We start from the raw sequence: 25,994 nt of genomic DNA, 5'->3' as shown, positions 1-25,994 counted from the left end.
CGTCTTTCGTACCCCGCATGCCCTATCTGGAACTCTCCCTGCGCTGCACCGAAGTCGAGCAGCCGCGCTACGAGACCGCCCTGGAGGATGTCGGTGCGCTGTCGGTCACGCTGCTGGATGCCGATGCCGACACCGGCAACGAGCGCGCCATCCTGGAGCCGGGCGTGGGTGAGACGCCGCTGTGGAAAGCGCTGGTACTGACCGCCCTGTTCGACGCCGACGCCGATGCCTTGACCCTGCTCGCCGCGCTGGAGGCCTTCGACCCGGGCCTGGACTGGACGCAGGTCGGTTTCCGCAAGGTCGAGGACGAGGATTGGGAACGCGCATGGCTGGATCAGTTCCAGCCCATGCGCTTCGGTGCGCGTACTTTCATCGTGCCGTGGAATCACGACGTGCCCTCCGATGCCGGCGACGATGCGGCCATCGTGCGGCTGGACCCCGGACTGGCATTCGGTTCCGGCACGCATCCGACCACCGCGCTGTGCCTGCGCTGGCTGGATGCACTGGCCGCCGATGGCCTGCTGCAGGGCCGGCACGTACTGGATTTCGGCTGCGGCTCCGGCATCCTGGCGCTGGCCGCACTCAAGCTGGGCGCAGCCAAGGCGGTGGGCGTGGACAACGACCCGCAGGCCTTGCTGGCCAGCGCGGACAACGCGCAGCGCAACGCGGTGGACGCGGATTTCAGCGTGTATCTGCCCGACGACGAACCGGTAACGACCTATCCGGTGGTGGTGGCGAACATCCTGGCCTCGGCCCTCGATGCATTGGCGGAACGGCTTGCCGCACGCGTCGCGCCCGGCGGCCGCATTGCCCTGTCCGGCATCCTGAAGGGACAGGAAGACGAATTGCTCGTGCGCTATGCGCCCTGGTTCGATGAACTCTCCGCCGCTCGCGAGGGCGACTGGATGCGCATCGACGGCGTCCGTCGCTGAGGTGCGGGCGGGCCACGCCCAGCGTCGCAACACGCCCCTGCGCGCGCATGGTTGAATAGGCCCATGCCGATCTCCTGCCCGCAGTGCCAACGCCCTGTCGATCCGGAACCCCAGCACGATGCATCGCCCGCGCCGTGCCCGCACTGTGGCGCCACCCTGACCGCCGACGCCCCCGCCGGTGGCCGATCGCCCAGTCTGGCGGTCTTCCTCCACCCGGTGGCAACCAGCCCGCCGCCGCGACAGGAGGACGCATCCGGCGCGGCGGACCCACCGCCCGCGGATGCGGACGTCGCGCCGAGGGATATCCCGGAAGCAGTGCCGCAGGTCGACGACACCACGTCAGGCGAGGACAGCGTGCGTGCCGGTGCACATCCGGCCGCGACGGCGGACATCACGCCTCAGCCGGCGCCCGGTCCTGCGCGCAGGACCACCGCCCCCCGCTTCCTGCACGCTGCGCGCACCACGTCGGTGCAGACGCGAAAGGCACGCCGGCAATGGGCAGCGGTCATCGCGCTGACCGTGTTGCTGTGCGTGCAGATCGTGCTGGCCGACCGTGCGCGACTGGCGACGCAGGCGACCTGGCGCCCCCTGGTGATGGCGCTGTGCGGTGCGTTCCGCTGCGATGTGCCCACCTGGCGCGAACCGACCGCCTTCACCATGCTCAGTCGCGACGTGCGCCCGATCCTGGGCCAGCCCGGCACGCTGCAGGCGCAGGCCACGTTCCGCAACGATGCACGCTGGGCGCAGGCCTGGCCGGTGATCCTGCTGACGCTCAAGGACGCCGATGGCCGCACGCTGGGCGCACGTGCGCTGCAACCGGACGATTACCTGCCGCGCGACGAGCGGCCGGTCCCGATCGGCCCGGGGCAGAGCGCGCAGATGGCGGTGCGCATCCGCGAACCCAGCGCGAACGTCGTCGCGTTCTCCTTCGACTTCCGTTAAGGCCCCCGATTCATCAAAAAGCGGATGCGCGCACCGCGATCAGGCGCTAGACTCCTCCCCCCGCCGCATACCCACAAGCACATGGCGGACATCTGCTTCTGTTGCGCCAGGGGATCCGATTGAACGCTGCCTCCACCCGCCAGGACACGCCACGCGCCACTGCGCGTCCACCGCTGCGCGAGCATGTCGCCCAGTCGGTGCGACGCTACCTGCGCGATCTCGACGGCTGCGAAGCCGATGACGTCTACGAGATCGTGTTGCGCGAGATGGAGATCCCGCTGTTCGTGGAAGTGCTGAACCACTGCGACGGCAACCAGAGCCGCGCCGCGGCCATGCTGGGCATCCACCGCGCCACGCTGCGCAAGAAGCTCAAGGACTACGGGCTGGCCTGAAGGTCCCCGGGACCGGTTGCTGCGGCGCGTTATAATCCGCGCCCCGCTCCGCACCACCCCGCTCATGACCCTCGATCTCCTGCCCGTGCGACGGGCGCTGCTGTCCGTTTCCGACAAGACCGGCCTGCTCGACCTGGCCCACGCGCTGGCGCGCCATGGCGTGGAACTGCTGTCCACGGGCGGTACCGCCAAGACATTGCGTGACGCCGGCCTGGCCGTGCGCGATGTCGCCGAGGTCACGGGATTCCCGGAAATGATGGACGGGCGCGTCAAGACGCTGCACCCGAAGGTGCACGGGGGCCTTCTGGGCCGCGCCGGCGTGGACGATGCGGTCATGGCCGAGCATGGCATCGGCGCGATCGACCTGCTGGTGCTGAACCTGTATCCGTTCGAAGCCGTCACGGCCAAGGCCGGCTGCACCCTGGCCGATGCGGTGGAGAACATCGACATCGGCGGGCCGGCGATGCTGCGCTCGGCCGCGAAGAATTTCGCGCGCGTGGCGGTGGCCACCGATCCCTCGCAGTACGCGGACCTGGTGGCCCAGCTCGACGCGAACGGCGGCGCGCTGACGGCGGCCACGCGTTTCGCGCTGTCGGTGGCCGCGTTCAACCGCGTGGCCCAATACGACGCGGCGATCAGCACCTATCTGTCCTCCGTCACCGACCCCTCGGGCGACGTACCGGCGCGCGCCGCGTTCGCCGCGCAGGCCAACGGCAACTTCGTCAAGGTGATGGACCTGCGCTACGGCGAAAACCCGCATCAGCAGGCCGCGTTCTACCGCGACCTGTATCCCGCGCCAGGATCGCTGGCCACGTTCACCCAGCTGCAGGGGAAGGAGCTGAGCTACAACAACATCGCCGACAGCGATGCGGCCTGGGAATGCGTGCGCCAGTTCGATGCGCCGGCCTGCGTGATCGTCAAGCACGCCAATCCCTGCGGCGTGGCCGTCGGCGTGGCCTGCGGCGACGCTTACGAACTGGCCTACGCCACCGACCCGACCAGCGCCTTCGGCGGCATCATCGCCTTCAACCGCACGCTGGACGCGGCCACGGCGAAGGTCGTCCTGGACCGTCAGTTCGTCGAGGTGCTGATCGCGCCGGATTACGAACCGGCCGCGCTCGATTACGCCGCCAAGAAGGCCAACGTGCGCGTGCTGCGCATCCCGCTCGCCCCGGCCTCGCGCGGCTTCATCGACACCAAGCGCGTGGGCTCGGGCATGCTGATGCAGACCGCCGACGACCGCGTGGTGACGCGCGACGAACTGAAGGTGGTGACCAAGCTCGCGCCGACGCAGGCGCAGTTCGACGACTTGCTGTTCGCATGGAAGGTGGCCAAGTTCGTGAAGTCCAACGCCATCGTCTACGCGAAGGACCACCGTACCATCGGCGTCGGCGCAGGCCAGATGAGCCGCGTGTACTCGGCGCGCATCGCCGGCATCAAGGCCGCCGACGCGAACCTGGTGGTGGAAGGCTCGGTGATGGCCAGCGACGCGTTCTTCCCGTTCCGCGACGGCATCGATGCCGCCGCCGCGGCCGGCATCAAGGCCGTCATCCAGCCGGGCGGCTCCATGCGCGACAGCGAAGTGATCGCCGCCGCCGACGAACACGGCATCGCCATGGTGTTCACCGGCGTGCGCCACTTCCGCCACTGACCGACCGCCATGCGGATCCGCGCCGAGACCCGCAACGACCATGACGCGATCCGTCGCGCCACCGACGCGGCGGTCGCCTGCCACGACGCATTCACTATCGTCCGATCCTTGCCGGAGCACGCATGCCCATGACGAAGCGACGGTATCCCGCCCTGCTGGTGCTGCTGGCCAGCCTGTCCGCAATGACCGGCTGTCAGGACACGCGGCGCGCCCTGCAGCAGGCACGCGACACCCTTGCACGCACCCTGCCCGCGCCCTACTTCGAGGATCTGGTGACCGAATCGGTGTCGGTCGAAGGCAACCGTCTGGTGCTGCTGGTCCGCAGCCCCACGGGCAGTGCGGACAAGACCCGCCAAGCGCCTGGATTCGACGCCCTGCGTCAGAGCGAGCAGCAGCAGATGGCATCGCTGTGCGAACTGCCGGCCATCCAGCCGCTGCGGGGCACCGACGCGGTGCTGGTGCGACGCTTCGTCGACCGCCACGACACGCTGTTCTTCGAAACCGAACTTCCCGTAAGCGAGTGCCCGGCGCCGCCGGCGTGATCGCGCCATCCCTGCATGAGGAATGCCCCTTGAAAGTCCTGGTCATCGGTTCCGGCGGTCGCGAACACGCCCTGGCATGGAAACTGGCGCAGTCGCCGCGCGTGGACGAGGTGATCGTCGCGCCCGGCAATGCGGGCACGGCGACGGAGACGAAATGCCGCAACGTCGCGATCAAGGTCACTGATATCGAGGGCTTGCTGGCGCTGGCGCAGGATGAGGGCGTGGGCCTGACCGTGGTCGGTCCGGAAGTGCCGCTGGTGGCCGGCGTGGTGGACTGTTTCCGCCTGGCGGGCCAGCGCATCTTCGGCCCCACCGCCGCTGCCGCGCAGCTGGAGGGCAGCAAGGCCTTCGCCAAGGACTTCCTGGCACGCCATGGTATTCCCACCGCCTTCTATGCCGTGCATACCGAGGTCGACGCGGCGCTGGCCTACATCCGCGAGAAAGGCGCGCCGATCGTCGTGAAGGCCGATGGCCTGGCGGCGGGCAAGGGCGTGATCGTGGCGATGACGCTGGGCGAAGCCGAGGCCGCCGTGCGCGACATGCTGTCGGGCAACGCCTTCGGCGATGCCGGCGCGCGCGTGGTGATCGAGGAGTTCCTCGAAGGCGAGGAAGCGAGCTTCATCAGCATGGTCGATGGCGCCACCGCGCTGCCGATGGCCACCAGCCAGGACCACAAGCGCGTCGGCGACGGCGACACCGGCCCCAACACCGGCGGCATGGGCGCTTACTCGCCCGCGCCGGTGGTGACGCCCGAGGTGCACGCCCGCGTGATGCGCGAGGTGGTGAACCCCACCGTGCAGGGCATGATCGCCGACGGCGTGCCATTCACCGGCTTCCTGTATGCCGGCCTGATGATCGATGCCCGCGGTGCGCCGAAGGTCATCGAGTTCAACGTGCGCTTCGGCGATCCGGAAACGCAGCCGGTGATGCTGCGCCTGCAGTCCGACCTGGTGGATCTGGTGGAGGCGGCGATCGACGGCAGGCTCGACACGATCCAGGCGCAGTGGGACCCGCGCCCGTCGCTGGGCGTGGTGATGGCCGCCGCGCCGTACCCGGACACGCCGCGCACCGGCGACGTGATCGTCGGGCTGGATGACGTGCCGACGACGGCCAAGGTCTTCCATGCCGGCACGGCACTGGATGCGGAGGGCCGCGTCGTCAGCGCCGGCGGGCGCGTGCTGTGCGTGGCCGCGCTGGGCGAATCGGTCTCCGATGCGCAGCGCAATGCGTACGCGGGCGTCGCGCAGGTGCGGTGGACGAATGAGTTCCACCGCACCGACATCGGCTGGCGCGCGATCGCGCGCGAACGCGCGGGCGCCTGAACCTTACTGGGCCTGCACGAAGCTCGCCGCGTGCTCGCGCGGCGCGCTGCGCAGGTACTGCGGCGCGATGGCGATCCGCTCGCCCAGCGCGGCCGCGGCATGCCATGGCCAGCGCGGGTCGTAGAGGATGCCGCGGGCGATGCCGATCGCATCGGCCTGCGACTGCTGCAGGATGCCTTCCGCCTGCTGCGGCGTAGTGATCAGGCCGACGGCGATCACCGGCGTATCCACCTCGCGCTTGATCGCCTCGGCGAACGGCACCTGGTAGCCGGGCGCCAGTTCGATCTTCTGCGCGGGATGCAGGCCGCCGCTGGACACGTGGATGAAGTGGCTGCCGCGCACCTCCAGCGCCTTCGCCAGCACGAGGCTCTGCGCCAGATCCCAGCCGCCGTCGACCCAGTCGGTGGCGGAGATGCGCACGCCGACCGCCATCGAGGCGGGCACCGCGGCCTTCACCGCATCGAACACCTGCAGCAGCAGGCGCATGCGGTTCTCCAGCGAACCGCCGTAGGCGTCGTCGCGCTGGTTGCTCAACGGCGACAGGAACTGGTGCAGCAGATAGCCGTGCGCGGCATGGATCTCGATCAGGTCCAGGCCCAGGCGTGCCGCGCGGCGCGCGCTCGCGGCGAAGGCGGCGATGACGGCGTCGATACCGGCCTGGTCCAGCGCGAGCGGCGGATGCTGGCCTGCGCTGTAGGGAAGCGGCGATACCGACACCGTCTGCCAGCCATGCGGCGCTTCCGGCGCGATCTGCGTGCCGCCGTGTTCCCACGGACGATGCGAGGACGCCTTGCGCCCCGCGTGCGCCAGCTGCACGCCCAGCGGCATCGTCGAATAGCGGCGCGTCGCCGCCAGCGCGCGGGCGAACGCGGCCTCGGTGGCGTCGTCCCACAGGCCCAGATCCGCCCAGCTGATGCGGCCCTCCGGCAACACCGCGGTGGCCTCGACGATCGTCAGCCCGGCGCCGGACTGGGCGAGATTGGGCCAGTGGAAGGCGTGCCAGTCGGTGGCCCGCCCCTCCTCCGCGGAGTACTGGCACATCGGCGCGATGACGATGCGGTTGGACAGGCGCAGCGGCCCGAGATCGAGCGGCGAGAACAGCAGGCTCATGGCAGGGACATCAAGACGTGGGGGGCGCCACTATCCGCCCGCCACCGGGCGGCATCAACGCCGCAAACGGAACACTGTCGGGCGCGCCGGCTGGCAGCGTCACCGCGATTTGCTAGGCTGCGCGCAACCCACGGAGGGCGCATGTCCGGCTACAGCCAGTTCTCGCTGCTGACACAACGGCGGTTCCTGCCTTACTTCACCGTCCAGGCCCTGGGCGCCTTCAACGACAACGTGTACCGGCAAGCCATCATCGGCCTGCTGATCTTCCTGGGCGCGAGCACCGAGGACCGCGCGCTGTACGCCATCGTGGCGCCCGCCATCTTCATCCTGCCGTACTTCCTGTTCTCCGCCATCGCCGGCCAGATCGCCGAGAAGCTGGAGAAGCAGCGGCTGATCGTGATCACCACCACCATGGAGATCGTGATCATGTCGCTGGCGGCCGTGGGCTTCCTGCTGCAGAACCTGCCTGTGTTGCTGGTGGCGCTGTTCTGCACCGGCGTGCAGTCCACGCTGTTCGGGCCGGTGAAATATTCGGTGCTGCCGGCGATCCTCAAGCCGGAGGAACTGACCGGCGGCAACGGCCTGGTCGAGATGGGCACCTCCATTTCGATCCTGTGCGGCATGATCGCCGGCGGCATGATCTTCCAGGTGGCCGGCGCGCATGGCCCGCAGGCCGCCGCCATTGCCATCGTGCTGCTCGCGGTGCTGGGCAACGTGCTGTCGCGGATGATCCCGCGCATGGACGCGGGCGCGCCCGACCTGAAGGTGCACTGGAATCCGATCCCCGAGTCGCTGGCCGTGCTGCGCATGGCCAAGCAGCAACTGGCCGTGCGCAACGCAATCCTGGGCGTGTCGTGGTTCTGGTTCTTCGGCACCCTGCTGACCTCGCAGCTGCCGACCTACGCACAGCTCCACCTGGGCGGGCCGGCCGATTCGGCCACGCTGTACGTGTTCGCGCTGGCACTGTTCTCCATCGGCACCGGCGTGGGTTCGCTGCTGTGCGAAAAGCTGTCCGGCCGCACGGTCGAGATCGGTCTGGTGCCGGTGGGCGCGTTCGGCATGAGCGCGTTTCTGCTGGACCTTTACTTCGCGCGACCCGGCCTGGCGCCCGCGGACGGGCTGGACCTGGCGCAGTTCCTGCGCCAGCCCGGCAGCGCGCGCCTCATCGTGGATCTGCTGGGGATCGGCCTGTTCACCGGCATCTTCGTGGTGCCGCTGTTCGCGTTGATCCAGAGCCGCACGCACCCCTCGCAGATGGCGCGTGTGTTCGCCGCGCTGAACATCCAGAACTCGGGCTTCATCGTGCTGGCCGCGCTGGCCGGCCTGGCCCTGCAGCGCGGGCTGGGCTGGAGCAGCCCGCAGATGTTCCTGGCGCTGGCGATCGCCAACGCTGTGGTGGCGATCTGGATCTTCACGATCGTGCCCGAGTTCCTGATGCGCTTCCTCAGCTGGCTGCTGGTGCGCACGCTGTACCGGCTGCGCCTGCACGGCATCGAGAAGAACGTACCGGACGAGGGCCCGGCGCTGATCGTGTGCAACCACGTCAGCTACATGGACGCGCTGATCCTGGCCGCCACCATCCCGCGTCCGGTGCGATTCGTCATGTACTACAGGATCTTCAACATCCCGGTGATGAGCTGGATCTTCCGCACCGCCAAGGCGATTCCCATCGCCGGCGCGAAGGAGGATCCGGCGCTGATGCGCCGCGCGTTCGAGGAGATCGACGCGGCGCTGGCGGCGGGCGAGATCGTGGGCATCTTCCCCGAAGGCGCGCTGACGAAGGACGGCGAGATCGCCGCGTTCAAGTCCGGCGTGGAGAAGATCCTGGAACGCCGCCCGGTGCCGGTGGTGCCGATGGCTCTCAAGGGGATGTGGACCAGCATGTGGAGCCGGCGCGATACGCGCCTGGGCCGCATGCGCGTGCCGCGCCGCTTCCGTGCACACGTGGAGGTGATGGCGGGCGAGCCGATGGACGGCGCGACGGCCACCGCCGATGTGCTGGAGGCCCGCGTGCGTGCGCTGCGCGGCGACGCGGCCTGATGCTTCCACCCGGCCGCCATCCCGGCTAGGCTGTCCGCGGGGATCCTCGTTCGCAACACGTGCCTGCCGCCTGCGGTGGACGTCCCCGTCCGTCTTCCCGCCGCAAGAGAACCGTCATGAGCGCAGTCCCGCCCGTCACGCCAGGCCCCTACGTTCCCAACCATCTGGTGTGGGCCATCCTCAGCACGCTGTTCTGCTGCCTTCCGCTGGGCATCGTCTCCATCGTGTTCGCCGCGCAGGTGGATGGCAAGCGCGCCGCAGGCGATCTGGCCGGCGCACAGGAGGCCTCGCGCAAGGCGTTGAACTGGGCCATCGCCTCGGCGCTGATCGCCCCCATCCTGATCGCGCTGTGGTTCTTTTTATTCGGCGGTCTGGCACTATTGGGCGGCCTGAGCGGCGTGTAAGCCGGCTCGCACGATCTCTCCACTCCTTACAAGGAACGCCTGCATGAGCGCCGTACCTCCCATGCCTCCGACCACCGCACCGGGCAACGTGCCCAATCACCTGGCGTGGGCCATCGTGTCCACGGTGCTGGCCACCTGCCTGTGCTGTCCGCTCGGCCTGATCGGCATCGTCGCCATCGTGTTCTCCACGCAGGTCAACAGCAAGCTCAACCAGGGCGACCTGGAAGGCGCGCAGCGCGCGTCGGCCAATGCCAAGACCTGGTGCTGGGTCGCCACGGCGTTCGCCATCATCGGCCTGCTGATCAACATCGCCATGTTCGCCACCGGCGGCATGGAGCAGTACATGATGATGATGGAACAGATCCAGCAGTCGCAGTGATCGCACTGCGCACTCCGCACTATCTGGCACTGACGGCGGCGGCCCTTGCGGCCGCCGTCGGCGTCTGGCTGTTGCGGGAATTCGATCCGAACGCGGCCCACAGCCCGTTCCCCGGCTGCATGTTCCGCGCGCTGACCGGCTATTTCTGCGTCGGCTGCGGGCTGACCCGCGCGCTGCATGCGCTGGTCCATGGCGATCTGGCGCGCGCGTTCGCGATGAATCCGCTCGCCATGCTGCTGCTGCCGGCCATCCCCATGATGATCGCGCACGGACAGGGCTGGCGCCCGCGCACGCTGGAGCCCGTGATGCGCATCCTGCTGGCACCGCGGTTCTGGCTGATCCTGCTGCCGGCGTACTGGATCGCGCGCAACCTGCCCTGGTTCCCCTTCTCGATGCTGGCCCCGGGCTGAGCAGCGCGCGGCGCCCCCCCTCTTCCTTCCACTCCATCCACCCGGAGAACCTTCGCTTGAACACCACCTCGTCCTACGTGCCCAACAATCTTGTGTGGGCGATCCTGTCCACGCTGTTCTGCTGCCTACCGCTGGGCATCGTCTCGATCGTGTTCGCCGCGCAGGTCAACGGCAAGCTGGCCGCCGGCGACGTCGCGGGCGCGCAGGAAGCCTCCGACAAGGCGAAGAAGTGGGCCATGTGGTCGGCGATCGCCGGCGTGTCCCTGGTCGTGCTCTACATCATCTTCATCTTCGCGATGGGCGGCATGGCGGCGCTCTCGCAGTAACCGGGCAGCACAGCCTGCGATGGAAAGGCCCGCTCCGGCGGGCTTTTTCATACCCCGGATCAGCCGACCCAGCCGCCGATCACGAACACCGCCAGCACCGCCAGCCACAGCAGCAGGATGCGCCACACCAGGCTCATCGCGTCGCGCAGTTCGGGCAGTTCGCGCATGGCCTGCACCATCCCCTCCTCGGCGTATTCCTCGGCTTCTTCCGCCAGCTCGCCGCGTACGCTGGCGCGTGCGGCGCTTCCCAGAAAGCCGGTATCCAGACGGAACCGCGTGCCGCCCGCTTCGCGCCAGGCCGAGAACACGGTGTCGAAGTTGCCCACCAGCGCCATCGCCAGCGTCATCAGCTGGGCCACGGGCCAGTCCAGCGCAGTGACCAGTGCGCGTGCGCCCACGCGGGTCTGTTCCGGCAGTCCGGTCGCCGACTCGCCGTCGACAGCCAGCGCGGACAGGCGATAGAGCAGGGCCCCCACCGGACCCAGCAGCAGGAACCAGAACAGCACCCCGAACCAGCGGCGCAAGGCATTGGCGAACACCGCTTCGACCAGCGCCGGACCGTCCAGCGCCGCCGCTTCGCCGGTCAGGCCCAGCCGCGCGATGGCGGCGCGCCGCGTGGGCGCATCGTGCGCGTCGATGATCGCTTCCACATCCACGTCGAGATCGCGCGGACCCCAGGCATACACCAGCACCACCACATCGAACAGCAGGCCCGGCAGCCCGTACAGCGGCCCGTCCAGCAGCCATTGCAGCAGCGCGACCACCAGCAGCACCGGCGCCAGCGCCAGCGCGATGCCGTAACGGCCGCTCCAGAATCCGGCACCGTCGCGCGCGCCCTCGCCCCACCAGCGCAGCCACGCGTCGTACCAGCCGTACTGGCGGAACGCCGCGACCAGCGACGGGGCGACGTGGCCCAGCACCAGCGCGAGCACGACAGCGACAAGCGTGATCGACATGCGGTTCCTCCGGCAGGGGGATTCTAGTCCCGCCGCCCGTTAATGCCCGGTCTCGGCGAGCGTCGGCGCATCCACGCCGCGCGTCCGCATGCCGGCATGCCAATGTTCGATGAGGGCGCGCGCGATGGAGATGGAAGGCGACAGCAGCAGGCCGGCCCCGTCGTCGTTGCCGTCTCGGGCCAGCGCCGCGTCGATCTCCTCGAAGGTGAACCAGCGCGCGTCCTCCAGCTCGCCATCGACCTGCGGCGGGTCGGGCTCGGCGACCGCGCTGAAGCCGAGCATCAGCGCGCCGGGGAACGGCCAGGGTTGCGAACCGAGATAGCGGCAATGCCGCACGCGCACCTGGGTCTCTTCCAGCACCTCGCGCGCCACGGTCTGCTCCAGCGTCTCGCCGGGCTCGACGAAACCGGCGACCACCGAGTAGCGCCTGGGCGGCCATGCCGCCTGGCGGCCCAGCAGCAGGCGCTCACCATCGCTGACGGCGACGATCACGGCCGGATCCACGCGGGGATAGTGGTCCTTGCCGCAGTGCGTGCAATGGGCGATGTAGCCCGCGCGCCGGAACGTGATGGCCCCGCCGCAGGCGCTGCAGAAGCGCGTGGCGGACTGCCAGTGCAGCAGCGCGCGCGCCATGGCGAACACGCCGGCATCGAAGGCGGGCCATGCCGCCGCCGCGCGGCGCAGGTCGATCCTGGAAGGCGCATCCACCGGATGGCGCCGCGCGTCGGCGGCGAACCAGGCCTCCCCGTCCTTCAGGCCGAGGAACAGGCTGGCGCCCGGGCCGCCGCCCAGCGTCGCGCCCGACATCGCGGACAACATGCCCGCCCCGTCCGCCAGCGCACGCCCCTCCTCGTCGAGCAGCATCACGCGCGCGGACGGCCACAGGCGCGCCAACGCCTCAGCATCGTCACGCAGCGCATCGGCGCGGTCCAGCGTATCGCCCGCAAAGGCGAAGCCGGCCAACGGAACGGGAGGAGCGGTCGGACCTGTCACGGAACGCGGCAGGCCGGGGGTCACATGCTGAAACTGCTGCCGCAGCCGCAGGTGGTCTTGGCGTTCGGGTTGCGGATCACGAACTGCGCGCCCTGCAGGCTTTCGCTGTAGTCCACTTCCGCGCCCATCAGGTACTGCAGGCTCAGCGGGTCCACCAGTAGCGAGACGCCATCGGTATCGACGGCCACATCGTCCTCGGCGCGGTTCTCGTCGAACTCGAACCCGTACTGGAAGCCCGAACAGCCGCCGCCCTGGATGTAGACGCGCAGCGCCAGGCTGTCGCTGCCTTCTTCGCGGATCAGTTCGCGCACCTTCGCCGCCGCGGCGGGCGTGAAGTTCAGCGGCCGGTCGATCGACTGGTAGTCGGGCGCGGCGGGCGCGGAGGGCAGTGAGACGACGGTGGTCATGGCGGAAGGATGGGGGCTGGCGGAAGTCAGTTCAAGCTCAGTGCGTGTCGGCCCCTTGGCCCGCGCCTTCCTTCGCCGCGGCCTGCGCCCACGGGAACGACTGTTCCACGGCGGCGCCGCTCTGCGGTACGACGCGCGCGATCACGCGGACCGGCTTGAAGCCAGGCGGCAGCAGCAGGTCGCCTTCGACCTGCTGGAAGTACTTGAACGAGTACGGCACGCCCGGCGCATTGGGCTGCTGGCGCAGGTCGGACCAGGCCAGGCGGCGCAGCTTGCCGGCCTCGGTGCCTTCCACCGACACCAGCAGGCGGCCGGCGTTCACAGCGCCGCGATTGAGGTTCTGGGTGAGCGTGGCGGTGAAATGCCAGGCCTGTTCGTCCTGCGGCTGCAGGGTCAACTCATGCACGGCCAGACCGCGTCGCTGGGCGGTGGCGCCGACGAAGCGCTCGTAGAACGCCACATCGGCGCGCAGGCCCGCGATTTCCTCGTCTCGCTCGGCCAGCGTGGCCTGCAGGTCGCGGTTGGCGTCGCGGCTGATCTGGTCCGAGCGCGACAGGGTGGCCACCTGCTGCTCCAGCGATTCGATCCGGCGCTGCTGCGCACGCACCTGCGCGGGCGTGGCCTCATCGCCCGCGCCGCCCGCCAGCCCGCGCCACAGGGCCCAGCCGCCCAGCACCAGGGCAATGGCCAGCAGGATGCCGGCGATCACCGGCCCCCTGCGGAAACGGGGCGGTGGCACGGTCGGCGGAGCGGGCCTGGCATTCATGGCCGCAGGATAGCGCGGCCGGTCCCAGCGGGCTCTGAATGCCCGGTCAGGCGTCGGCGGCCGCCCAGGCCTCCGGCGGGACCGCGCCCTCGTGCCCCGGGGCGGGCACGGCATCGGCATGCACCAGGCGCCCGGTCAGCTGCGCACCGGCGCTCATCTCCACCACCTTGTAGTGCAGGTTGCCCTGCACGCGGGCCTTGCCCGCCAGTTCGATGCGCTCGTGCGCGTGCACGTCGCCGGTCAGGCGACCGTTGATCACCACCACCGGCGCCTGCACCTCGCCCTCGATGCTGCCCTGCTCGGCCAGGGTCAGCACGGCGCGTTCCCCGGCTTCGGCGATCACCTTGCCCTGGATGTGCCCTTCCACGTACAGGCCACCACTGAACATCACGTCGCCGCGGATGGTGACCTGGGGACCGATCAGGGTGTCGATGGCGCCCACGTCGGGACGGATGGGCTTGGGCTTGAACATCTCACTTGCCTCCTGCGGCTGTGGCGGTTTTCCAGTCGAAGGCCTGCTCCACCGCCGCGTCCTCGCCGTTCAGCGTCACCTTGACGCGTTGCGGCGTGAACCCGTGCGGCAGCATCACGTTGCCGTCCAACTGCTGGAAATAACGGAAGGAATAGGTCTGCCCGGGCGCGCCGCGCTGCTGGTGCAGTTCGTCCCACTGCACGGCGGCGAGCTTGCCGTCGCGCACGCCCTCGACGCTGAAACGCATCTGTCCCTGGCTGATCGCGCCGCGGTTGAGCGTCTGCGTCAGCATGATCTGGTAACGCCAGGTGCCGCCGGCTTCCGGAGCGAACTCGGCCACATGCACGCTGAGCCCCTTGCGCTGGCTGGTCGATCCCACCAGGCGCTCGTAGAAGGCCACGTCGGCGCGCAGTGCGGCGATTTCCTCGTCGCGCTCGGCCAGCGCATCCTGGACCTCGGCGTTGGCGGCGCGGCTGATCTGGTCGGAACGGGCCAGGGTGGATTCGCGCTGGCGCAGCGTGCGCGCCTCGGCCTGAGCCGCCTGCAACGCCTGCTCCGCGCGCACCCGCGCCGCATCGGCCTGCGCCAGGCGCGGGGCCGCGGTATGGCTGGCGACGAACCAGACCGCGCCCAGGCTGGCGAGCCAGGCCAGGCCCAGCAACAGCGACGTGCCGCGGCGGCGCACGGCCACGTCGCGAGGCACGATCCGGAAGCGGGAAGGAACAGGTGCGGACATGACGGACGGGCGGCGGGCGATGCTCAGCCGGCAGCCAGACGGGACCCCTATACTCGCCGCAGTGGCGCGAGCCCACGAGTCTAACGGGAGTGGCCGGGATGTCCGAAGCGCATCTTTTCGTAATTGGGATCCTGTTGGCATGGATGGCCGGGATCCGCGTCTATCTCACCGTGTTCGGCGTGGGCCTGGCCGGCGCCCTCGGCTGGCTGGACCTGCCGCCCGCGCTGCAGGCCACCCAGTCCTGGTGGGTGCTGGGCACCTCCGGTGCGCTGGCCCTGGCCGAGTTCTTCGCCGACAAGATCCCGGGCGTGGATTCGGGCTGGGACCTGCTGCAGACCCTGGCCCGCGTGCCGGCGGGCGCCTTCCTCGCCGCGGCCACGCTGTCGCCCGACGGACAGCTGAGCGGCGGCGCGCTGGCCGCGGGGGCCGGCATCGCCCTGACCAGCCATGTACTGAAAAGCGGATCGCGTGCGCTGATGAACACCTCGCCCGAGCCGGTCAGCAACTGGGCCGCCTCGGTCACCGAGGATGCCGTGGTGGTCGGCGGGCTGGCGTTGGCCTTTGCGCACCCCTGGATTGCGTTATGTCTGGTGATCGGGGTGTCGCTGCTGATCGCCGTGGCGGTGTGGTGGGTCTGGCGCAAGGTCGCGCGCGGACTGAAGCGCCTGCTACAGACGGCGCCCTCGGCGCAGGCGACACCCCCGACCTCCGGCCCGTGACAGGGGCCGGCGCTTCGGGGATCATGGCCCTCCTGCCTCGGCCGTGAACTTGATCGCATAATGGGGCTCAGCTTGGGGAAGCCTGATGTCCGTCCTCGATTCCACGTCCCGCCCGCAGGATGAGCCCTCGCGCTCGCGCCTGCGTGCGGAAACCCCGCCGGCGCATCATTGGCGCCGCTGGGTGGGCGATGCCACGCCCGAAGACATGGAAGAGGCCCCCGATGCCGGAGAGTCCCCCACGATGAATTCCCTCCCGCAGCCCCCCGTCGACACCGCGCCGGCCACCCCGCCCACGGAGGCGCCCGCCGCGGCCGCGCCCCAGGCCCCCGAGCCGGTCGATCCCGAATCCCCATACCGCGTACTGATCGTCGAGGACGACCGCGGGCAGGCGCTGTTCGCGCAGAGCGTGCTGCACGGCGCCGGCATGCAGGCCGAGGTGCAGATGCAGTCGGACGGCCTGCTGGACGCGATGCGCCGCTTCCGCCCCGACCTGGTGCTGATGGACCTGCACATGCCGGGCAAGGACGGCATGTCGCTGACCATGCTGCTGCGCCAGCAGCCCGAATACCTGCACCTGCCGATCGTGTTCCTGACCGGCGACCCGGACCCGGAGCGCCAGTTCGAGGTGCTGGAAAGCGGCGCCGACGATTTCCTCAACAAGCCGATCCGGCCACGCCACCTGATCGCGGCGGTCTCCAACCGCATCCAGCGCGCGCGCCAGCGCACCCAGGCGCTGCAGGCCCCGCGCCCCTCGGTCAACAGCGACACCGGCCTGCCCACGCGCACCTTCGTGCTGCAGCAGTTGGCCGACTCGCTGCAGCGGCAGTCGCGCGGCGGGCTGTTCTTCCTCGAGGTCAACAGCGCGCTGAGCCTGCGCGAGCGCTACGGCTACGCGGTGTTCGAACACCTGATGAACCAGGCGGGCCGCCAGCTGGCCGCCGCCGCATCGCCGCACCCGGTGGCGCGCCTGAACGACAACAGCTTCCTGATGCTGGCCGACGGCGTGGACGAAAGCACGCTGCCGGCACTGGCCCAGCAGTTGCGCGACGGGCTGGGCAGCCATGATTTCCAGACCCGCGCCAACGAAGTGCTCAAGCTGCGCAGTTCGGTGGGCTATACCGCGCTGTCGCTGGGTTTCGCCGACGCCGGCAGTGCGCTGGAGGCGATCGAGCGTGCGGTGCTGCAGGCCCGGCTGAAGCCCGACAGCGTGGCCGAGTACGTCCCGGCCGAGATCGACGACGATGCCCCGCGCATCTCGCTGGAGGACGGGCAGTTCGAGCTGGCCTACCAGCCCATCGTGGCCGTCGCCGGCAGCGAGCAGGCGCAGTACCAGGTGCTGCTGCGCATGCGCCAGCCCGACGGCTCGCTGCTGCCCGCCTCGCAGGTGATCCCCGCCGCCGAACTGGCCGGTGGCATCGCCCAGATCGATCACTGGGTGCTGGAACACGCGCTGTTCGTGCTGGCCGAACGGCAGGCCCAGGGCCCGTCGCTGCGCCTGTTCGTTTCGCAGTCGCCGCGCTCGCTGGCGCGCGAGTCGCATGCGCAGTGGCTGCTCGACGCCCTGCGCGCGCGCGGCATCGAGGGCACGTCGCTGGTCATCGACCTGCGCCTGGCCGATGCGCTGATCCACACCGTCACCCTGCGCCAGTTCTGCCAGCAGCTGATGCCGGCCGGCGTGCAGTTCTGCCTCAGCCAGTTCGAGCCGGGCGCCGAAGCCGACGCGCTGCTCACGCAGTTGCCGCTGGGCTTCGTGCGCGTATCCAGCAAGTACGCCAGCGCCCACGCCGACATGCAGCTGCGCGACCAGCTGCGCGGGATCATCGACAACGCCCACCGCCAGGGCCTGCAGGTGATCGGCCAGCAGATCGAGGATCCGCAGGCCGCCGCGGCCATGTGGATGGGCGGCGTCGACTTCATCCAGGGCAACCTGGTGCAGGCGGTCGGCAGCGAACTCGGCTTCGACTTCCACAACGCGGTGCTGTAACGATGCCCGCCGCCGGACGGACGCCGGTGATGCCCTGGGTGACGGCCGCGTTCGCCGCGGCATCGCTCGCGTCGGTCGGGTTGCAGCAGGCCGGCATCGCGGGCCCTTGGCTGCCGGTCGCCCTGGGCGGCGGTGCCTGCGCCCTGGCGTCCGCCATCGCGACTGCGCTGCAGTCGCGTGCGCAGGCGCACCTCCAGGCCGGCATCCAGGCGCGGGCGGCGATGGCCGAATCCGAACGCGATGGTCTGCAGCGCGACCTGCAGCGCCACGACCGCCTGGAACAGGAGCTGCTGCGCGCCAAGCAGGCCGCCGAATCGGCCGCGATGGCGAAGGGCGAGTTCCTGGCCACGATGAGCCACGAGATCCGCACGCCGCTCAACGGCATCGTGCCGATGCTGGAGATGCTGTCGCGCGCGCCGCTGGCGCCGGACCAGCGCGAGATGCTGAGCACGGCGACCGCCTCCTCGCACCAGCTGCTGCGCATCGTCGACGACATCCTCGACTACTCCAAGCTGGAAGCGAACAAGCTGGATCTGGAGATCACTGGGTTCAACCTGCGCGAACTGCTCGACGGCGTACTGCAGCTCATGCACCGCCCCGCGGAGAACAAGGGGCTGCGGTTGAGCCTGCAGCTGGACCCGGCCGTGCGCCTGCCGGTACGCGGCGACCCGGTGCGCCTGCGCCAGGTGCTGACCAATCTGGTGGGCAACGCCATCAAGTTCACCGACCGCGGCTCGGTCACGCTGGTGGTGCGGCGACTGGGCGAGACGGCGGCGCAGCACCTGCTCCGCTTCGAGGTGCGCGATACCGGCATCGGTATCGAGGAAGATGCCCGCCACCGCCTGTTCCATTCCTTCAGCCAGGCCGACGCCTCGACCACGCGCCTGTACGGCGGCACCGGGCTGGGCCTGGCGATCTGCCGGCGCATCGTCGACCTGATGGGCGGGCGCATCGACGTGGTGTCCGAGGTCGGCCGTGGCTCGACGTTCTGGTTCGAAGTCCCGCTGATGAAGGTGATCGGCGATCTGCGGCAGCGCGACAACGGCGCGCTGGACCACGGGCGCGTGCTGATCGTCTCCCCCGATGCGCGCCTACGACAGCGCCTGACCCTGCTGGCCACCAACTGGGGCATGCAGCCTGTGGCGGTGGAGACCACGCAGGAGGCGATGGACCGGCTGCGCCTGGTCGGCGAGCAGGGGCAGCAGGACTATCTGGCCGTGCTGGCGGACATCGGCGGCATCCGCAGCACCGCCCTGGCGCTGCACCGGGCGATCTCGCGACGGCCCTCGCCGGACGCGCTGCGGCTGGTGTGGCTGTACGGCGACGAGGCCGTGCCGGCCGAACTGCAGCCGCGCAGCACGCAGCTGTCGCGGCAGTCGCCCGATGCGGACCTGCGCGCGGCCCTCACCGGCGCTGCGCCGGAAAGGGACGCCTCGGCCCTGCCACCGACCATGGAGGAGATCTTCCCGGAACCGGTCCGCGAGCCGGCCCCGGCCGCACCCGTCATCGAGGTTGCCGAATCGCCGCCGGTCCCCGCTTCCGTGGCTGCACCCGGCGTCGTCGAACGGGCCTCGGCGGCCCCGGAGCCCGCCATCGTCAGCGCCATGCGCACCGAGCCGCGCCTGCTGTTGGTCGAGGACAACCCGGTCAACCTGCTGGTGGCGCAGAAACTGCTGGCCGCGCTGGGCTTCCACTGCGACACGGCCGCCAACGGCGACCTGGCCCTGAAGCGCATGCAGGCCGACGCCTTCGACCTGGTGCTGATGGACTGCCAGATGCCGGTGCTGGACGGCTACGCCGCGACGCGCCGCTGGCGCGAACTGGAAGCCGAGCGCGCCGACGGCGCCCGCCTGCCCATCGTGGCGATGACCGCCAACGCGATGGCCGGCGACCGCCAGCGCTGCCTGGACGCGGGCATGGACGACTACCTGGCCAAGCCGGTCTCGCGCGAACAGCTTGAAGGGTGCCTGCATCGCTGGCTGCCGGACCGCATGAACTTCGTGCTGCGCAACGCAGCCCTGGTCCCGCCCGCCGAACCGGCCCCGCCGCCCCCCGCGGTCGCCACCGCGCGCGCGCCGGCGCCCAGCTTCCCGGTGCTGGACCAGACCATGCTGGAGGAACTCCGCGAGATCGCGGGCGACGAGACCACGCGCATCATCACCATCTTCCTGGAGGACGCGCCGCGCCTGATCGGCACGCTGGAGAAGGCCGCGGCGGTACCGGACCTGGACGCCATGCGCGATGCCGCGCACACGCTGAAGTCGTCCAGCGCCAACGTGGGCGCGATGGCCCTGTCCGCCGCTGCCAAGCGGGTGGAACTGGGCGCGCGCGCGCGCAAACTCGAGCGCCCGGCCGTCGCCGTGGCGCTGGTCATCGCCGAATACGCCCGCGCCCGCATGGCGCTGCAGGGTTACGCCGCGCAGCAGCTAGGCCGGCCGCTGCTGCCGGTACCGCCGCAGGCACGGCCGTCATCGCCGACGCCCACTGCGCCGGCAACGCCTCAGTCGTCGAGCTTGGTCAGCAGGTAGTTCGGCTCGCCGATGCGGTCGATCACCGACAGCTGGGTTTCCAGCCAGTCGATGTGTTCCTCTTCCGAATCCAGGATGTCCACGAACAGCTGGCGGCTGACGTAGTCGGCCACCGATTCGCAGTAGGCGATCGCTTCGCGCAGCGGCGGCAGGGCCTCGTGTTCCAGGGCCAGGTCGCACTCGAGGATCTCGCGCGGCGTCTCGCCGATGCGCAGCTTGCCCAGCGCCTGGAAATTGGGCAGCCCATCGAGGAACAGGATGCGCTCCGACAGCTTGTCGGCGTGCTTCATCTCGTCGATGGATTCCTTGTACTCGTGCTCGGCCAGTTCCTTGAAGCCCCAGTTCTTCAGCATTTTGGCGTGCAGGAAGTACTGGTTGATCGCGGTCAGCTCGTTGTAGAGCGCCTTGTTGAGGTACTCGATGACCTTGGCGTCGCCTTTCATGGCCATGCTCCGTGGGCGGAAGGACGGCACAGGTTAGCCCGCGCGCGCCGCCGGTGCCGGAACGCGAATCGTGATCATCTTGACCGTGCAGGATGCGCCGGGGGCGCCGCGGCAGGGGCGCGTCAGGCGGCGTTCGACAGGGTGAGGATCGGGAGCAGCGACTCGCGTGGGGCCGGTTGCGCCGCCTGCAGGATGTCCGCCGCCATCTCCAGGCAGCTGCCGCAGGTGGCGCCGGCGCCGGTCCGCATGGTGAGTTCGGCCACGGTGGCGCACCCGGCGGCGGCGGCTTCTCGGATCTGGCGGTCGGTCACGCCATTGCAGATGCAGACGTACACGGTGTCGACGGCAGGACGGCAGGCACGGGATGGCCCGCGACCATTCCACCTTGAATGAGAATGATTGTCAATTCTTGGCAGGCTCGCCGGTCCCGCCCCGTTTACGTGCGGGCCGGTCGCGGCCACGACGACGCGCCCCGTCCGGCACGCGGGGGGCGGCAGAGGGCAAGGCGGCAGGGATGGCCTGGGGACCGGCCACGGAGCGGGCGAAGGTGGCCAGGTGGCCCAGGGCACGGGCGTAGACGCGGCGCTTGAAGACCACCACGTGTTCCAGCGGGTACCAGAAATCCACCCAGCGCCAGTGGTCGAACTCGGGGCTTTCGGTCAGGTCCAGCCGCAGGTGGGCTTCGTCGCCCACCAGGCGCAGCAGGAACCAGACCTGCTTCTGGCCAATGCAGACCTGGCGTTCGTGACGCCGGATGGCGCGGGGCGGCAGGCGATAGCGCAGCCAGCCGGGCGTGACGCCCAGCACTTCGACATGTTCGGGCAGCAGGCCGGTTTCTTCGCGCAACTCGCGGTACATGGCCTCGACCGGGGTCTCGTCCGTGTTCATGCCGCCCTGCGGGAACTGCCAGCCATCCCGGCGCACGCGCCGTGCCCAGAACACCCGGCCATCGGGCCGCATCAACACGATGCCGACATTGGGTCGGTAGCCGTCCGGATCGATCACGATGCGGACTCCTGAAATCTACTGTCCCCGACTCTGCCATGCCCCGCCGCAGGCGACAAGCGCGGCCGCCCGGCTTGACAGGCAGGGGGTCGAAATGAAGAATACGCGGTTCACGCGGCTATGTAGCTCAGCCGGTTAGAGCACAGCACTCATAATGCTGGGGTCGGTGGTTCGAGTCCACCCATAGCCACCAGAATTTCTTTGAAATTCAACGCGTTAAAAAGAACCCGTCTCACGGCGGGTTTTTTGTTGGGCGTGCTTTGGGCTTACGGGGGCGGGGGTGCCGGCTTAGGGCTGGCTTAGAGAGACAGGACAACCGATTCGGCTCATCGGTTGTGATTACCTATCCAGCAACGCTTACCCTCAACTCGGCACCCCACGCAGATCGCACGATCTTGACTCCCCCGGCCAGGTTAGATGACGCTGTTGAAGGGGCGGCTCACAACTAGACCGCTAAAACCGGAGCGGGGGGGGCTATGCCAGGGATGTCGCCCGAACAGCTTAAGGACGCCGGCGAGCGCCTAGGAAAGTACTTGTCAGAGCGACCCGGCTACGAGCTGCTGTCGTACATCGACTCAGGAGGTTCCGCATCGATTTACAAGGTTGGAACCCCCCATGGAGTCAGAGTAGTCAAGGTCTACGACTGCCGATTCTTTGAAGGGACGTCTGCCGATGCAGAGCGGCGGAGACTGAAACTCCAATTGGACCTAGTCGGCCATCCCTGCCCCACGTTGGTTCAAATCTACGAAGTGACGGAAGCGCACGGCACAGCATTCATTGAAATGGAGTTCGTGCCTTGGCCATCATTGAAGGCCAAGCTTAGTGAAGTTCCCGACGACTCGATTCCATCACTTCTATCGCAGCTGGTGGAGGCCGTCACTTACCTGGAACGACGAGAGATCGTCCACAGGGATATCAAGCCTGAAAACATTCACGTATCCGACGACTTCCAGCAACTAAAACTCATAGATCTTGGTGTAGCGCGGGAGCTATCTCGCGCTGGCGAAGATGGGCCCAACTCAACGGATCACGGAAATCTGCGTCCATTCATCGCCACGGCGCAATACAGCTCCCCGGAGTATCTATTCCGCCTTGACGAGCCATCCCCAAGCCTATGGAAGGGTTTGAGCCTTTACCAGATCGGTGCCGTCTTACATGACTTTCTGGCAAAAAGACCCCTCTTCGAAGCGGAGGTGTCGATGGGTAATCGCTGGCTAGTTGCACGAGCCGTACTCTCGAAGACTCCAACGTTTCCCGATGGGGATCCGGGAAGACTGCCGCACCTTAAGGCACTGGCGTTACGCTGTTTGACTAAGGACTCATCAACTCGGTTAAGAATAGTTGACTGGAGCGACTTCGATGCCGCTTCGACCTCAGAGCCCCTCGCAAGTCTCGCCGCGAGACTGTCGCGAGGAGGGGCCGCCGCGAACGCTCACGCTCTAGCCGCAACCGAGGCCCGGCTTTGCTTTGACAGAAGCCAACTTGTCCGACTGCTTTGCAACAACTGCAAGCAGGAACTGATTCATGCTTGCGGGAATCGAATTCCCATTGTCATGCAGATGTTGGCTGGCGACCCTCCCGAGGGTTGTGAACTGGAGCTCCGTATCTCCGATGATGTAAGAATCCAAGCCCGCATCAGGTTCGATTGGTTGGGCACACCCAACCAATCCTCTGCTCAGATTAATGTTCGCGCTTGCATCGCAAATGATACATCCGGGCTCGACACATCATGCGATCACCTCGTAACCGCTTGCACTCTCGACGGAGACGCTGACGTGTATTCCAAAGAGGCCGCAGGGCTAATCGCGCAGATGATTGCTAAAACCCTAGATATCCTGGAGGCAGGTACACCTCACGCTTCGCTTCAAGGAACCGACATCGCAACACTCACTTTTCAATCGAACTAACGGACACTCGCATGGATACGAGTTGGTGGCGCACAGCGGAAGACCTCGACAAAGCTCAGAAGGCGTTCGTGATGCTGCCTCCCTCAGGCAAGCACCTTCTTCAAGGGCCGCCAGGATCGGGCAAGACCAATATGTTGCTGCTGAGAGCCCAGTTCATCGCCGGCTCCGGATTCAAGAATGTGCTTGTGATCTCATTCACAAAAGCTTTGGCCGGCTTTATGAAGAGCGGTGTCGAGCGAAAAGGCATCATTCAAAAGGAACAGGTCAGAACCTTCCATTCGTGGGCTGCGGAATACATTCTTGAGCATCTAGGTGAGAGATTGATCGACAAAGGCTCAGATTTCGATGAAGCCGCTCGCGCTCGTACGATTGAGCTACTGCGCAAAGCAAGTACCAAAGCCGCATCCACCAGTCCATACGACGGCATATTTGTTGATGAGGCGCAGGACTTCACAGTCGCAGAGTTGGAGTGCCTTATTCCTCTCTCTGAGCGGATCTGCCTATGCGGTGACGTAAGACAGGGGATCTACAACAACGACGGCTTGGAAGTTGCCACCAAATTTGGCCTCACTTCCGTCACACTAGAAAATCACTACAGAATTGGCCCGCGAATTGCTCAGGTGGCCGACCGCATCATCCCACCATCGAGTGGCGAGAAGTCCCTGGAAGACACGTCCAACTACGACCAAAAACGGTGGGGCGAGTCATCCGCAAAGATGCATCCATGCGATAGCCGGGACGACCAGTTTCACAAAATGATGGAGCTAATCGAAGTGCAGCTCGATGCATTCAAAGGCGATCTAATCGGCATCCTATGCGGAAAGAGAGAGACCGCCCTTGATGTTATGCAACGCCTCGAGGCCAGCAAGCATAAGGATAACGTCTGCCTGCATCTCAATAGCGATGGTAGCTTCAACAGCGAAAAGGTCATTCACATCCTCACGCTGCACTCTTCAAAGGGAACGGAGTTCAGAGCAGTCCACATCTTTGGGGCTGAAGAAATGGCCTCCTATCCGCTTAATCGTACCAAGCTGGCTTACACTGCCGTCACTCGTGCAAAGACAGCGCTCAATGTTTATCGCACCGGCCCGACCCGCCCGGCATTCGAGGCGGCGTTTGCGACTCCCGCGCACCTCGAGCTCGAAGATCTCTTCTGACATTTCCGATGAATAAAGACAATCTAGCGTGGTATGTGGTGGACAGGGAGCGCCTACCTAGGGTTGCTTTAGGCTTATCACCACCGACTGGGAATAGTGCCCGCAACCCACACTCGATCCTCATGGATGACAACAGGGTTGCGGTGGGGTTCCCCACCGATCTCGCCCGGATGGATGACTACTGCCCGCCGTCCGCATTCGTCCTGGATACCTCCGCTGCCGCGGAGGTGCTTTCTTGGCTCCATGTCTACAATCCGGAAACTTTTCCACTAAGCCAGTTCGGAAGAGTAGTCACCTCGAGCGATTGGGAGCTATTTGATGGCGTTGAGCATCATGGGAGCTCTCGAACAGATCAATGGGCCTCATTGATTCTAGGCGAGATGCTTGCTCAAAGTGATACTGACACGGACTTGTCGTCCGTCCCTTTATCGCGTGCGTCAGGTTGCTTTTCCACTGCGATGGCGCGTGCCTACCATATATATGGAGACTTGGAAGCTGCCAAAGTATGCGAACAACGGTTGCGGGAAATCCAGGGGGATCGCCAGTTCTCGCACCGTACGATCTCAACTACAGATCTGTTTCCTGCATGGGCGACCTTGACTTCGGGCATCAATGCCTTTGATCTTCGCGAAGCTATTGATGTATCGCTTGAAAGCGCCCGCAAGTTCGAAGCGCGGAAGGCTCTTCGCGACATTGACTTGCACGACTACCCAGAGCTTTTTAGTGACTCGGCAGAGGGTCGCGTGTTAGCCTTTCGAAAGCTGTCCAACGTGGTCGCCAATCTCGCGCCAGAGACACGTGTTGCGGCAAGCACAGCAGCTATAATCGCCGCCGCCGCTTTTCTTGTCGGACGTAGCACTAGCCACGTATTCCTCCTCAGGACTCAGGGAATCAACGTTGCATTATCGCTTATCTGGTTCAGCCTGATAGCTGCGCTCGCGGGACCGCGCCACTGGGATGCGAAGTGGCTTCGCGCGAGTAAGTCTATTGAACGTCAGTTGCGCAATAGGTTCTCTTGGCACGAGCCCTCGCACTCCGATATTTGCTGGGTGGAGTATGCCTGGCTCAAGAAGGCTGTCAGCTCGAACAAAGGTCTTTCAGATGTTTCACGCGTCTTCCCTAGGGCGCTTGCAATTGAAGTGATACCCGGGGTGACTTGTCAGTTCCGGCTGGCCTCGAATGATCAGCCGAGTAACGCGGTCGAGCAGCAGCGCGCGAGAGCCGCTGCAATTCGCGAAACAGAGCTCAAGTCTGCGCTGGAGCAACTCGTCAGCATTGCACATAGACTTCGTAGTATCGCAGGAACATCAGGTGCTCCCACGACTAGCGCCGCGCCGCCAACTGCAGAGACAGTTGACCGTGCTGGCCGCGCCGACGCTCCCGAGCAACCAAGTTTGACTCTGTCAGAACCCCGTGCTCCGACCAGAACGAGCAAACGTAAGTCGCCTCGTAAGAGCATCTAGACCGAGCG

The 25,994-nt window shown here is 67.3% G+C and carries 25 protein-coding genes, 1 tRNA gene and 2 pseudogenes; 18 read left to right on the top strand and 10 right to left on the bottom strand.

Annotation, left to right across the window (positions count from 1 at the left end; translation table 11 throughout):
* The first annotated feature begins 17 nt into the window (after positions 1 to 17).
* From prmA to purD, 6 genes are all read left to right on the top strand, one after another.
* The gene (gene prmA, locus V8246_RS07400) at positions 18 to 932 is read left to right on the top strand and encodes a 50S ribosomal protein L11 methyltransferase (protein WP_336188595.1); all 915 of its coding nucleotides are present in this window, start codon (positions 18 to 20) and stop codon (positions 930 to 932) included.
* A 315-nt stretch (positions 933 to 1,247) separates the two neighbouring features.
* On the top strand, positions 1,248 to 1,874 hold the full coding sequence (locus V8246_RS07395) for a DUF3426 domain-containing protein (RefSeq protein WP_336188594.1): 627 nt from the start codon (positions 1,248 to 1,250) through the stop codon (positions 1,872 to 1,874).
* Positions 1,875 to 1,993: 119 nt separating this feature from the next.
* Positions 1,994 to 2,266: a DNA-binding transcriptional regulator Fis gene (gene fis / locus V8246_RS07390; RefSeq protein ID WP_336188593.1), complete on the top strand. Its 273-nt coding sequence runs from the start codon at positions 1,994 to 1,996 to the stop codon at positions 2,264 to 2,266.
* Between the two features lie 64 nt (positions 2,267 to 2,330).
* Positions 2,331 to 3,917 carry a bifunctional phosphoribosylaminoimidazolecarboxamide formyltransferase/IMP cyclohydrolase gene (gene purH, locus V8246_RS07385; protein WP_336188592.1) on the top strand — a complete coding sequence of 529 codons (1,587 nt, stop codon included), beginning with the start codon at positions 2,331 to 2,333 and terminating at the stop codon, positions 3,915 to 3,917.
* A 122-nt stretch (positions 3,918 to 4,039) separates the two neighbouring features.
* Entirely contained in the window at positions 4,040 to 4,459 is a 420-nt protein-coding gene (locus V8246_RS07380; RefSeq protein WP_336188591.1) for a hypothetical protein, read from the top strand.
* A 29-nt stretch (positions 4,460 to 4,488) separates the two neighbouring features.
* Positions 4,489 to 5,781 carry a phosphoribosylamine--glycine ligase gene (purD, locus tag V8246_RS07375; RefSeq protein ID WP_336188590.1) on the top strand — a complete coding sequence of 431 codons (1,293 nt, stop codon included), beginning with the start codon at positions 4,489 to 4,491 and terminating at the stop codon, positions 5,779 to 5,781.
* A 3-nt stretch (positions 5,782 to 5,784) separates the two neighbouring features.
* Here purD and V8246_RS07370 read toward each other — a convergent pair whose 3' ends face one another.
* Positions 5,785 to 6,891 (bottom strand): NADH:flavin oxidoreductase/NADH oxidase, encoded by a 1,107-nt coding sequence (locus V8246_RS07370; RefSeq protein WP_336188589.1) that lies wholly within the window; start codon positions 6,889 to 6,891, stop codon positions 5,785 to 5,787.
* Positions 6,892 to 7,032: 141 nt separating this feature from the next.
* Between V8246_RS07370 and V8246_RS07365 the strand changes: the two genes are divergently transcribed.
* The 5 genes from V8246_RS07365 to V8246_RS07345 all read left to right on the top strand — a co-directional run bounded on the left by V8246_RS07365 (position 7,033) and on the right by V8246_RS07345 (position 10,450).
* Complete coding sequence (locus V8246_RS07365; protein ID WP_336188588.1) at positions 7,033 to 8,931, top strand: MFS transporter; 1,899 nt, start codon at positions 7,033 to 7,035, stop codon at positions 8,929 to 8,931.
* 116 nt (positions 8,932 to 9,047) lie between these two features.
* Positions 9,048 to 9,335, top strand: coding sequence for a CD225/dispanin family protein (locus V8246_RS07360; protein ID WP_336188587.1), 288 nt, complete (start codon positions 9,048 to 9,050; stop codon positions 9,333 to 9,335).
* A gap of 43 nt (positions 9,336 to 9,378) precedes the next feature.
* Positions 9,379 to 9,714 (top strand): CD225/dispanin family protein, encoded by a 336-nt coding sequence (locus V8246_RS07355; RefSeq protein ID WP_336188586.1) that lies wholly within the window; start codon positions 9,379 to 9,381, stop codon positions 9,712 to 9,714.
* Positions 9,714 to 10,124, top strand: a complete 411-nt coding sequence (locus tag V8246_RS07350) for a DUF2752 domain-containing protein (protein ID WP_336189067.1) — start codon at positions 9,714 to 9,716, stop codon at positions 10,122 to 10,124. Before V8246_RS07355 ends, V8246_RS07350 begins: the two co-directional genes overlap by 1 nt.
* 56 nt (positions 10,125 to 10,180) lie before the next feature.
* The gene (locus V8246_RS07345; protein WP_162111173.1) at positions 10,181 to 10,450 is read left to right on the top strand and encodes a CD225/dispanin family protein; all 270 of its coding nucleotides are present in this window, start codon (positions 10,181 to 10,183) and stop codon (positions 10,448 to 10,450) included.
* A gap of 59 nt (positions 10,451 to 10,509) precedes the next feature.
* On the opposite strand, the gene V8246_RS07340 is transcribed toward V8246_RS07345, so the two are convergent.
* Genes V8246_RS07340 through V8246_RS07315 form a run of 6 tightly spaced genes read right to left on the bottom strand, consistent with a single transcriptional unit; the run spans position 10,510 to position 14,780 of the window.
* Complete coding sequence (locus V8246_RS07340; RefSeq protein WP_336188585.1) at positions 10,510 to 11,406, bottom strand: hypothetical protein; 897 nt, start codon at positions 11,404 to 11,406, stop codon at positions 10,510 to 10,512.
* Between the two features lie 39 nt (positions 11,407 to 11,445).
* Positions 11,446 to 12,399: an NAD(+) diphosphatase gene (gene nudC, locus V8246_RS07335; protein WP_336188584.1), complete on the bottom strand. Its 954-nt coding sequence runs from the start codon at positions 12,397 to 12,399 to the stop codon at positions 11,446 to 11,448.
* 20 nt (positions 12,400 to 12,419) lie between these two features.
* Entirely contained in the window at positions 12,420 to 12,806 is a 387-nt protein-coding gene (gene erpA, locus V8246_RS07330) for an iron-sulfur cluster insertion protein ErpA (RefSeq protein WP_336188583.1), read from the bottom strand.
* 37 nt (positions 12,807 to 12,843) lie between these two features.
* Complete coding sequence (locus V8246_RS07325) at positions 12,844 to 13,572, bottom strand: DUF6776 family protein (RefSeq protein ID WP_336188582.1); 729 nt, start codon at positions 13,570 to 13,572, stop codon at positions 12,844 to 12,846.
* Between the two features lie 46 nt (positions 13,573 to 13,618).
* Positions 13,619 to 14,044 carry a polymer-forming cytoskeletal protein gene (locus V8246_RS07320; RefSeq protein WP_336188581.1) on the bottom strand — a complete coding sequence of 142 codons (426 nt, stop codon included), beginning with the start codon at positions 14,042 to 14,044 and terminating at the stop codon, positions 13,619 to 13,621.
* A gap of 1 nt (position 14,045) precedes the next feature.
* Positions 14,046 to 14,780: a DUF6776 family protein gene (locus V8246_RS07315; protein ID WP_187573579.1), complete on the bottom strand. Its 735-nt coding sequence runs from the start codon at positions 14,778 to 14,780 to the stop codon at positions 14,046 to 14,048.
* 98 nt (positions 14,781 to 14,878) lie between these two features.
* Here V8246_RS07315 and V8246_RS07310 point away from each other — a divergent pair, with 98 nt between their 5' ends.
* The 3 genes and pseudogenes from V8246_RS07310 to V8246_RS07300 form a co-directional block, all read left to right on the top strand.
* Positions 14,879 to 15,499 (top strand): DUF4126 domain-containing protein, encoded by a 621-nt coding sequence (locus V8246_RS07310; RefSeq protein ID WP_187573580.1) that lies wholly within the window; start codon positions 14,879 to 14,881, stop codon positions 15,497 to 15,499.
* 85 nt (positions 15,500 to 15,584) lie between these two features.
* A complete protein-coding gene (locus tag V8246_RS07305) occupies positions 15,585 to 17,483 on the top strand; it encodes an EAL domain-containing protein (RefSeq protein ID WP_336188580.1) in 1,899 nt (632 codons plus the stop codon).
* Positions 17,484 to 17,512: 29 nt separating this feature from the next.
* Positions 17,513 to 19,897: pseudogene (locus V8246_RS07300) on the top strand (ATP-binding protein); the annotation flags it as partial.
* Between the two features lie 86 nt (positions 19,898 to 19,983).
* On the opposite strand, the gene bfr reads toward V8246_RS07300, so the two are convergent.
* The 3 genes and pseudogenes from bfr to V8246_RS07285 all read right to left on the bottom strand — a co-directional run.
* Positions 19,984 to 20,454, bottom strand: coding sequence for a bacterioferritin (gene bfr, locus V8246_RS07295; protein ID WP_336188579.1), 471 nt, complete (start codon positions 20,452 to 20,454; stop codon positions 19,984 to 19,986).
* Between the two features lie 122 nt (positions 20,455 to 20,576).
* The gene (locus tag V8246_RS07290) at positions 20,577 to 20,789 is read right to left on the bottom strand and encodes a (2Fe-2S)-binding protein (protein WP_162111469.1); all 213 of its coding nucleotides are present in this window, start codon (positions 20,787 to 20,789) and stop codon (positions 20,577 to 20,579) included.
* Between the two features lie 154 nt (positions 20,790 to 20,943).
* A pseudogene (locus V8246_RS07285) lies at positions 20,944 to 21,459 on the bottom strand (RNA pyrophosphohydrolase); the annotation flags it as partial.
* A 116-nt stretch (positions 21,460 to 21,575) separates the two neighbouring features.
* Here V8246_RS07285 and V8246_RS07280 point away from each other — a divergent pair.
* The 4 genes from V8246_RS07280 to V8246_RS07265 all read left to right on the top strand — a co-directional run bounded on the left by V8246_RS07280 (position 21,576) and on the right by V8246_RS07265 (position 25,986).
* Positions 21,576 to 21,652: transfer RNA gene (locus V8246_RS07280), tRNA-Met, on the top strand.
* Between the two features lie 292 nt (positions 21,653 to 21,944).
* Complete coding sequence (locus tag V8246_RS07275) at positions 21,945 to 23,366, top strand: protein kinase (protein ID WP_336188578.1); 1,422 nt, start codon at positions 21,945 to 21,947, stop codon at positions 23,364 to 23,366.
* A gap of 11 nt (positions 23,367 to 23,377) precedes the next feature.
* Positions 23,378 to 24,523: an ATP-dependent helicase gene (locus V8246_RS07270; RefSeq protein WP_336188577.1), complete on the top strand. Its 1,146-nt coding sequence runs from the start codon at positions 23,378 to 23,380 to the stop codon at positions 24,521 to 24,523.
* A gap of 170 nt (positions 24,524 to 24,693) precedes the next feature.
* Positions 24,694 to 25,986 (top strand): hypothetical protein, encoded by a 1,293-nt coding sequence (locus V8246_RS07265; protein ID WP_336188576.1) that lies wholly within the window; start codon positions 24,694 to 24,696, stop codon positions 25,984 to 25,986.
* Positions 25,987 to 25,994: the final 8 nt, after the last annotated feature.

The sequence above is a fragment of the Pseudoxanthomonas sp. F11 genome (genome assembly GCF_037046485.1).
Lineage (GTDB): Bacteria > Pseudomonadota > Gammaproteobacteria > Xanthomonadales > Xanthomonadaceae > Pseudoxanthomonas_A.
This window is presented reverse-complemented; position numbering and strand designations above follow the sequence as displayed.

Excerpts from the sequence above, each read along its gene's own strand:
- V8246_RS07270 (WP_336188577.1), top strand. The coding sequence starts at position 23,378 with ATGGATACGAGTTGGTGGCGCACAGCGGAAGACCTCGACAAAGCTCAG.
- V8246_RS07325 (WP_336188582.1), bottom strand. The coding sequence starts at position 13,572 with ATGAATGCCAGGCCCGCTCCGCCGACCGTGCCACCGCCCCGTTTCCGC.
- V8246_RS07380 (WP_336188591.1), top strand. The coding sequence starts at position 4,040 with ATGCCCATGACGAAGCGACGGTATCCCGCCCTGCTGGTGCTGCTGGCC.
- V8246_RS07355 (WP_336188586.1), top strand. The coding sequence starts at position 9,379 with ATGAGCGCCGTACCTCCCATGCCTCCGACCACCGCACCGGGCAACGTG.
- V8246_RS07265 (WP_336188576.1), top strand. The coding sequence starts at position 24,694 with ATGGATGACTACTGCCCGCCGTCCGCATTCGTCCTGGATACCTCCGCT.
- erpA (WP_336188583.1), bottom strand. The coding sequence starts at position 12,806 with ATGACCACCGTCGTCTCACTGCCCTCCGCGCCCGCCGCGCCCGACTAC.
- V8246_RS07370 (WP_336188589.1), bottom strand. The coding sequence starts at position 6,891 with ATGAGCCTGCTGTTCTCGCCGCTCGATCTCGGGCCGCTGCGCCTGTCC.
- prmA (WP_336188595.1), top strand. The coding sequence starts at position 18 with ATGCCCTATCTGGAACTCTCCCTGCGCTGCACCGAAGTCGAGCAGCCG.
- bfr (WP_336188579.1), bottom strand. The coding sequence starts at position 20,454 with ATGAAAGGCGACGCCAAGGTCATCGAGTACCTCAACAAGGCGCTCTAC.
- purH (WP_336188592.1), top strand. The coding sequence starts at position 2,331 with ATGACCCTCGATCTCCTGCCCGTGCGACGGGCGCTGCTGTCCGTTTCC.
- V8246_RS07360 (WP_336188587.1), top strand. The coding sequence starts at position 9,048 with ATGAGCGCAGTCCCGCCCGTCACGCCAGGCCCCTACGTTCCCAACCAT.
- V8246_RS07315 (WP_187573579.1), bottom strand. The coding sequence starts at position 14,780 with ATGTCCGCACCTGTTCCTTCCCGCTTCCGGATCGTGCCTCGCGACGTG.
- V8246_RS07320 (WP_336188581.1), bottom strand. The coding sequence starts at position 14,044 with ATGTTCAAGCCCAAGCCCATCCGTCCCGACGTGGGCGCCATCGACACC.
- V8246_RS07340 (WP_336188585.1), bottom strand. The coding sequence starts at position 11,406 with ATGTCGATCACGCTTGTCGCTGTCGTGCTCGCGCTGGTGCTGGGCCAC.
- V8246_RS07305 (WP_336188580.1), top strand. The coding sequence starts at position 15,585 with ATGTCCGTCCTCGATTCCACGTCCCGCCCGCAGGATGAGCCCTCGCGC.
- V8246_RS07365 (WP_336188588.1), top strand. The coding sequence starts at position 7,033 with ATGTCCGGCTACAGCCAGTTCTCGCTGCTGACACAACGGCGGTTCCTG.
- V8246_RS07310 (WP_187573580.1), top strand. The coding sequence starts at position 14,879 with ATGTCCGAAGCGCATCTTTTCGTAATTGGGATCCTGTTGGCATGGATG.
- V8246_RS07275 (WP_336188578.1), top strand. The coding sequence starts at position 21,945 with ATGTCGCCCGAACAGCTTAAGGACGCCGGCGAGCGCCTAGGAAAGTAC.